Below are 7013 nucleotides of genomic sequence, written 5' to 3'. Positions count from 1 at the left end.
GCCCTTTCGCCATTTAACGCCTTCTTAATTCTTCAAGGTCTAGAAACATTAGCGTTACGTATGGAGCGTCATACTGAAAATGCGCAAAAAGTTGCTGAATATTTGCAAAATCATCCTCAAGTTGTCTGGGTTAAATATGCAGGTTTAACCAGCCACCCAGAGCATGATTTAGCAGTACGTTATATGTCAGGTAAACCTGCTGGTATTCTCTCTTTTGGTATCAAAGGTGGTGCTGAAGCGGGTGCGAAATTTATCGATGCATTGAAATTGATTGTGCGTCTTGTCAATATTGGTGATGCTAAATCCTTGGCTTGTCATCCTGCATCAACCACTCATCGCCAACTCAATGATGAAGAGCTAGAACGCGCGGGAGTTTCGCGTGATTTAATTCGACTTTCAATTGGTATTGAACATATAGACGATATTATCGCTGATCTAGAACAAGCATTAAACGCCAGTTTTTAACCGTTATTAATAATAGTTAATTAATAACGATTAAGTAATAGTAATTTAATTAATAATAGAAAGGCCTTCTTTAGATTTAAAGAGGGCTTTTTATTTTAAAACAAACAAATAATCGCCCTTTTAAAGGCACCTTTAATTTATTCTCTATGAGAGAAAGAGTGTTTTATTGTGTTACCACATTATTGAAATATCTTAATGACTATTTATCCTTATTTTTAGTTGATAATTATCAAGTTCTCTTTTTTTGTTGTTAATTAAATATTTTATTGAGATCAAAACTATAAAATAATTTTATTATTTAAAATTAAATTTGGTTTTAAATAAAGTAATGTGAAGTTGACAACATTATTGGCATATAATAAGGCTCACTCTAATAGTGCTTGATTTTGATCAATAAGGAACATACCGACTGGTCGGTATTATCCTACGCATGAATACAACCGCACATCACCGAAAAAAAGATCCTATCCGCGTCCAAGAGCAGTTATTAGAAGCGGCAAGTATTATTGTGGCGAATGAAGGAATTGCTTCTTTATCTTTAAATGCCGTAGCCAAAGAAGCGGGTGTCAGTAAAGGCGGATTATTGCACCATTTTCCTGGGAAGATAGAACTGATACAGGCGGTATTCAAACGCTTACTCGGTATTATGGATAAACGAATTGCGTTAATTATGGCCAACGATCCGATAGAAGCAGGGCGCTTTTCTCGCGCTTATTTAACCTATATTTCTGATCTCAAACAGTCAGATGAAAGTCGCCAATTGGCAATACTTTCTTTAGCTATGCCTAACGAGCCAATAATGCGTCAATGTTGGCGTGATTGGATGTTAGGCCATTTAGCCAAAGGCGATAAACTTGATAATAGCTACTTAGGTACGTTAATTCGTTATGCTGCCGATGGCCTTTGGTTATCAGAACTCACAGAAGGCCCTACGATTTCACAACAAGAGCGTAGTGCATTAGTTGAAAGATTATTAAAAATGACATTTGAATATATGGCCGACACAGCAAATCAGTCATGTTAATTAGGATGAATGAGGGCACAATGAAATACAGAATAAATGCCTCAATTTATTACGACGCAACGGATGGCGCGATATCGTTAGAAAAAGGTGACGTTGATACACATCTGTCTATTACCGCTAATGCGTTACTCTTTTATTTTATTCAAAATCCCGGTGTAGTAAATCGTGATGAAGTATTAAAACGCGTGTGGGATGACAATGGGCTAGTTTCTTCAAATAGTAATTTAAACCAATATTTAAGTTTATTGCGTAAAACATTTCGTCATTATGGTATTGAAAATATTATTGTCACTATCGCCAAAGGGCGACTAGAGTTTAATCCTGATATCTCTGTTGAATTAATTGATGACTCAACACTGTTACCTGTTACACAAACAAATGAGCACGAAGGTGAAGCAAATAAAAGTAATATCGCATCACCCATTGAGACATCGTTATCATCCGAGCCTGATAATCTAGATAGTGAATTAGAAAAAGAGCCTCAATTATCGGTAACATCGCCACAAAAACCAGAAATTTGTTGGTATTTAGCCAGTATTGGTTTTTTATTTGGCGCCATATTTCTTGTGGTGATCATCTTTTTAAATCAGCATCAATCAAAGCCTATCACATTAACACCTCTCACCCATAATGATTGTGAATTACTCTCTAACGAGGCCATGATTAACTCCTCTGTCAGTGATAATTATATTCGCAATTTTGACGCTGTAAGAAAGAAGCTTAATTTACAGTGTGTGAAAGGGGAGCGCTTTGTTTTTTTCTATGGTGATAAATTACAAACTAATGGCTTAGGGCGTGTCTTTTTAGCGCATTGCGCTAAGAACGAAGATAATCCATTTAGCTATTGCGATAATTACTTTTACTATTCTTGGAAATACTAATGAAAATCTCAGGGAAACTTTTATGTTTTTTATCGGCCCTGATTTTTATCTTGGTCGCCACTTATGCAGCAACAAGATTATTAACTATCAAAAATGAAGGTATGATGGTTTGTTCAACAAAGGGCATTATGCGCTTTGAAAATATGGAAGATGAGAATGTGAATGGCAATATTCATTTCTCTTTTGGTGCTAATGGCAAAGGCTCTATTGTGGTTGAGGGGTATACTACCTCTAAAGCGGGTTGGCTCTATTTACAACGTTATGTGAAATTTGATTACACCACAAAGCGGGTTTCCCCCACCGAGCGTCACTATTTTGTCAGTCAATGGGAGTCTAGTGCCTCCTCGATTGATGAGTCTCCCGATGTTATTTTTGATTATTTTATGCGTGAAATGTCAGATAGTCATGATGGATTATTTATTAACGCACAAAAGCTAAATGAAAAAACGTTATTACTCAGTTCGCTCAATTCCCCACTCTATATTTGTACCTTAAAACCCGGCAGTAAATTCGATTAAAAATCCACATTACTTTCTCGCTCAATAAATATTGGGCGAGCGTTGCGACGTATTCTTGCGAATATTCCCTCTCTCATACTGTCCCCCCATCGACGGAAACATTGACTATTTATGCCTGCTAAGGACGCCGCATAATGAGTTCGGCTTAAGACATAAAGGGCTAACCTAGAAATAGCACTTTTTGTATATAGACTAGATTTAGCTTTTTCTCATCCTTGAGCTGGCATTGAAATATTAGTGATATCCCGCACATCTTTCCCGCTGATTTGTACTGCCTTTTTGCACCTTTTCAACATCCTTCTAACAAACTTAAATTGTCTTTTTTTTCATCTTCTTTGTGTGTTTTTTTATAAATTTAAACAGATAAAAAAAGGCAATTAACAGCACAGACAAATAAAAACAAGGCTAAATAAGCATAAATATCAGAATATAAAACTATATGTTTATCTTTTATGGATTTATATGTTGTTTTTATTTTTAGCCGTTATAGTGAATTTGAAACCAAGGTCTGCGTTTAAAAAATCACCACGCAGACATGATGGGTAACTGTAAACCGTTAAACGGCTTCCTGGAGGAAATAAAAATGGGTGATGCATTAGGTCTGATTGAAACTAAAGGGTTAGTGGCATGTATCGAAGCCGCTGATGCGATGTGCAAAGCCGCCAATGTTGAATTGATTGGTTATGAAAACGTTGGTTCAGGTCTCGTGACTGCGATGGTGAAAGGCGACGTAGGGGCAGTGAAAGCTGCGGTAGATTCAGGTGTGGAATCAGCGCAACGGGTGGGTGAAGTCGTCACATCACTTGTGATTGCTCGTCCTCACAATGACATCAACAAAATTGTTATCAAACACAAGGCATAGTCTTTGCCTTAGGAGAACGTATGGGTGATGCATTAGGACTTATTGAAACTCAAGGGCTAGTGGCATGTATTGAAGCCGCTGATGCGATGTGCAAAGCCGCCAATGTTGAATTGATTGGTTATGAAAATGTTGGCTCAGGTTTAGTCACTGCAATGGTAAAAGGCGATGTGGGTGCCGTTAAAGCCGCTGTAGATTCTGGCTTAGAAGCGGCTCAACGTGTAGGTACGGTGGTCACTTCATTAGTCATCGCTCGTCCACATAACGATATTCAAAAAATCGTTGCCCAGTACAAAGTGACTGAATAACGAAGGAAATAAATATGAAAGAAGCACTCGGTCTAGTGGAAACCAAAGGTCTAGTCGCTTGCATTGAAGCTGCTGACGCAATGTGTAAAGCAGCCAATGTGGAACTGATTGGTTATGAAAACGTCGGTTCAGGTTTAGTGACTGCCATGGTGAAAGGCGATGTCGGTGCAGTTAATGCAGCGGTTGAGTCTGGTGTTGAGGCGGCAAAACGTATCGGCACAGTAGTGACTTCTCGTGTTATTGCAAGACCACATAACGATATCGAGAAGATTGCAGAGCAACATAAAGCCTGATTATTCAGGTGCTGCCAAGCAAAAAACGTTATTCAGCTAAATTTTTAACTCCTGTATGGGGGAAAACATGGTTGCATTAGATAAAGATTTGCAATCCCGACAACTGGCTCGCGAGCTAGTTCGTAACGCGAAAAATGCACAACAACAATATGCGAAATTTTCGCAGGAAAAAATCGACAATATAGTCAAACACATTGCATTTGAAGCTGCTCGTCACGCAGAAGAGTTGGCAAAAATGGCCAGCGAAGAGACCGGCTTTGGTAAATGGCAAGACAAAGTACTGAAAAATACCTTTGCGTCATTGCGTGTGTATGAACATATGAAAGACCTAAAGACCATTGGCATTATCAATGACGATAAAGTGAAAAAAGTCATGGATGTGGGGGTACCTTTAGGGGTTATTACAGCGTTAGTGCCTTCCACTAACCCAACTTCAACCATTATCTATAAAACCCTAATTGCACTGAAAGCAGGTAATGCGATTATTTTTTCACCGCACCCTAATGCGAAACAGTGTAGTTTCCGCGCGCTAGAAATTGTCAAAAAAGCCGCACTAGAAGCGGGAGCACCTGAGGGAATTGTCGATGGTGTGACATTGCTGACATTGGGAGCGACAAAAGAATTAATGCACAGCAAAGATGTGTCATTAATCTTAGCTACTGGCGGTGAAGGAATGGTGCGTGCGGCTTATGCATCAGGCACACCAACTATCAGTGGTGGTCCAGGTAATGGCCCTGCCTTTATCGAGCGTAGTGCGGATATCAAAAAAGCAGTGAGCGATATCATCACCAGTAAAACATTTGATAATGGCGTGATCTGCGCTTCAGAACAATCCATCATCGTAGAACGTTGCATTTATAACGAAGTTCACCGTGAGCTATTAGCGCAAGGTGCTTATTTTATGAATGATGAAGAAGCAGCGAAAGTCGCTTCTATGTTATTGCGCGCTAATGGCACGATAAATCCTGCGGTGGTTGGTAAAGATGCTATCTATTTAAGCCAGCGCGCCGGTTTTACTGTACCTGCTAATACCCGCGTCTTGATTGCACTACAAGATACTGTTTCACCGAAGAATCCCTATTCACGGGAAAAACTGTGCCCAATCTTAGGTATGTATATTGAAGAAGATTGGCAATCAGCCTGTCATCGTGTGGTGCAATTGCTCACTAACGAAGGCTTAGGTCATACCTTAGTGATCCATACCCAAAATGAAGATGTTATTCGTCAGTTCTCTTTAGAAAAACCCGTTAATCGTATTTTAATTAATACTCCGGCGGCATTAGGTGGTATTGGCGCAACAACCAATATTACTCCTGCGTTAACCCTAGGTTGTGGTGCGGTAGGCGGTGGTTCTAGCTCAGATAACGTCGGCCCGATGAATTTACTGAATATTCGTAAAGTCGGTTATGGGGTACGTAGTGTTGAAGAGTTAAAACAACCTTGTCCATTAGCACAAGAAGCTGCTCAACCTGCTGTTTCTAGCGCAAATTACCACACCAGCATTCTTGATGATGATCGTTTTCGTTCACCTTCTTTAACCCCTGTTCATGCGGAATGTGCAACAGCACAACGTCAAACACAAGGTGATGATCGCTTTGGCGCGTCCCCTTATACAACGACAGTCAGTGCGTGTGCACAACAAGTGATTGAACAAGGTGAGATCACCGAAGAGAACGTGGAGCGCATTATCAAAGAAGTTCTCGGACGTCTGGGTAAATAACTCATTGATAGAAGGCGATATAAACCATGATCCTCGCAAAGGTAATCGGACACGTAGTCGCGACACAAAAAAGCCCTGAACTGAAAGGAAGCAATTTATTAATGATAGCGACCTTAGATGATGAGCTTAATCCACTGAAAAATAAAACCTATGTTGCAGTGGATAGTGTGGGTGCAGGTATCAACGATGTGGTGTTGGCTGAAGAATACTTCGCACTAAACAAAGATCGTTACAAGGCGATGCCCGTGGTTGCCATTGTTGAGAAGGTTTATCGGGACAGTAAGGAGTAATAACGACATGAGTGAGTTTCTGATAAAACCCAAAATTCAGTTTGGCACCAATGCACTGAATTTTCTCTCTGGGTTAACTGCCCGCCGCGCATTTGTGGTGACAGATAAAGCAATGGTGAAGTTTGGCTTTGCAGATAAAGTCACTGAAAAATTAATGCAACGAGGTATTGAGTTTCAAATCTATGATGATGTTGCATCAGATCCTGATATTTCTGCCATTGTCAGTGGTATGAAAATAATGGATGCCCATTATCCTGATTTGGTTATCGCACTCGGCGGTGGATCTGTTATCGATGCTGCTAAAGCCGTTATGTACTCCCTCTGGCATACCCGTAAAGAGCACAGTAGAAGTAAACCGCAGTTTATTGCGATCCCCACGACCAGTGGTACTGGCTCTGAAGTGACCTCTTTTTCAGTGATCAAATCACGCAGTGAAAAACTGGTATTGGTCGATGAGTTTATGTTGCCTGATATCGCGATCCTCGATCCTGAACTTGTGAAATCTGTACCTCCTGCAATTACTGCTGATACGGGTATGGATGTCCTTTGCCATGCATTAGAAGCTTATGTGTCTAAAGCTGCATCTGATTTTTCTGATGCGATGGCAGAAAAAGCAGTCAAATTAGTGTTTAGCCATCTGCTTGATTGTCATCAT

General features: G+C 40.0%; 10 protein-coding genes. All 10 read left to right on the top strand.

Annotated features, from left to right (window positions below; all coding sequences use genetic code 11):
• Window positions 1–465: PLP-dependent transferase (locus tag ACYUCW_RS17365; RefSeq protein ID WP_460409138.1), on the top strand; the 465-nt coding region annotated here is incomplete at its 5' end.
• Window positions 466–895: 430 nt separating this feature from the next.
• Window positions 896–1489, top strand: a complete 594-nt coding sequence (locus ACYUCW_RS17360; RefSeq protein WP_004245875.1) for a TetR/AcrR family transcriptional regulator — start codon at window positions 896–898, stop codon at window positions 1487–1489.
• Between the two features lie 20 nt (window positions 1490–1509).
• Window positions 1510–2370 carry a transcriptional regulator gene (locus tag ACYUCW_RS17355; protein ID WP_017827350.1) on the top strand — a complete coding sequence of 287 codons (861 nt, stop codon included), beginning with the start codon at window positions 1510–1512 and terminating at the stop codon, window positions 2368–2370.
• Complete coding sequence (locus ACYUCW_RS17350) at window positions 2370–2888, top strand: FidL-like protein (RefSeq protein ID WP_004245872.1); 519 nt, start codon at window positions 2370–2372, stop codon at window positions 2886–2888. The genes ACYUCW_RS17355 and ACYUCW_RS17350 overlap by 1 nt, the downstream gene beginning before the upstream one ends.
• Window positions 2889–3471: 583 nt before the next feature.
• On the top strand, window positions 3472–3750 hold the full coding sequence (locus tag ACYUCW_RS17345; RefSeq protein WP_004249182.1) for a BMC domain-containing protein: 279 nt from the start codon (window positions 3472–3474) through the stop codon (window positions 3748–3750).
• Window positions 3751–3770: 20 nt separating this feature from the next.
• Window positions 3771–4055 (top strand): BMC domain-containing protein, encoded by a 285-nt coding sequence (locus ACYUCW_RS17340; RefSeq protein WP_004245870.1) that lies wholly within the window; start codon window positions 3771–3773, stop codon window positions 4053–4055.
• A 14-nt stretch (window positions 4056–4069) separates the two neighbouring features.
• Window positions 4070–4348, top strand: coding sequence for a BMC domain-containing protein (locus ACYUCW_RS17335; protein WP_004245869.1), 279 nt, complete (start codon window positions 4070–4072; stop codon window positions 4346–4348).
• A 67-nt stretch (window positions 4349–4415) separates the two neighbouring features.
• Complete coding sequence (locus ACYUCW_RS17330; RefSeq protein WP_460409137.1) at window positions 4416–6068, top strand: acetaldehyde dehydrogenase (acetylating); 1653 nt, start codon at window positions 4416–4418, stop codon at window positions 6066–6068.
• Window positions 6069–6094: 26 nt separating this feature from the next.
• Entirely contained in the window at window positions 6095–6358 is a 264-nt protein-coding gene (locus ACYUCW_RS17325; RefSeq protein ID WP_460409136.1) for a EutN/CcmL family microcompartment protein, read from the top strand.
• A gap of 7 nt (window positions 6359–6365) precedes the next feature.
• On the top strand, window positions 6366–7013 hold a 648-nt coding region (locus ACYUCW_RS17320; protein WP_460409135.1), incomplete at its 3' end, for an iron-containing alcohol dehydrogenase.

It is taken from the genome of Proteus sp. MB838 (genome assembly GCF_054767435.1).
Note: the sequence above shows the minus strand (reverse complement) of the source record. Positions and strands in the feature narration are given on the sequence as shown.

Excerpts from the sequence above, each read along its gene's own strand:
- ACYUCW_RS17360 (WP_004245875.1), top strand. The coding sequence starts at position 896 with ATGAATACAACCGCACATCACCGAAAAAAAGATCCTATCCGCGTCCAA.
- ACYUCW_RS17355 (WP_017827350.1), top strand. The coding sequence starts at position 1,510 with ATGAAATACAGAATAAATGCCTCAATTTATTACGACGCAACGGATGGC.
- ACYUCW_RS17350 (WP_004245872.1), top strand. The coding sequence starts at position 2,370 with ATGAAAATCTCAGGGAAACTTTTATGTTTTTTATCGGCCCTGATTTTT.
- ACYUCW_RS17345 (WP_004249182.1), top strand. The coding sequence starts at position 3,472 with ATGGGTGATGCATTAGGTCTGATTGAAACTAAAGGGTTAGTGGCATGT.
- ACYUCW_RS17340 (WP_004245870.1), top strand. The coding sequence starts at position 3,771 with ATGGGTGATGCATTAGGACTTATTGAAACTCAAGGGCTAGTGGCATGT.
- ACYUCW_RS17335 (WP_004245869.1), top strand. The coding sequence starts at position 4,070 with ATGAAAGAAGCACTCGGTCTAGTGGAAACCAAAGGTCTAGTCGCTTGC.
- ACYUCW_RS17330 (WP_460409137.1), top strand. The coding sequence starts at position 4,416 with ATGGTTGCATTAGATAAAGATTTGCAATCCCGACAACTGGCTCGCGAG.
- ACYUCW_RS17325 (WP_460409136.1), top strand. The coding sequence starts at position 6,095 with ATGATCCTCGCAAAGGTAATCGGACACGTAGTCGCGACACAAAAAAGC.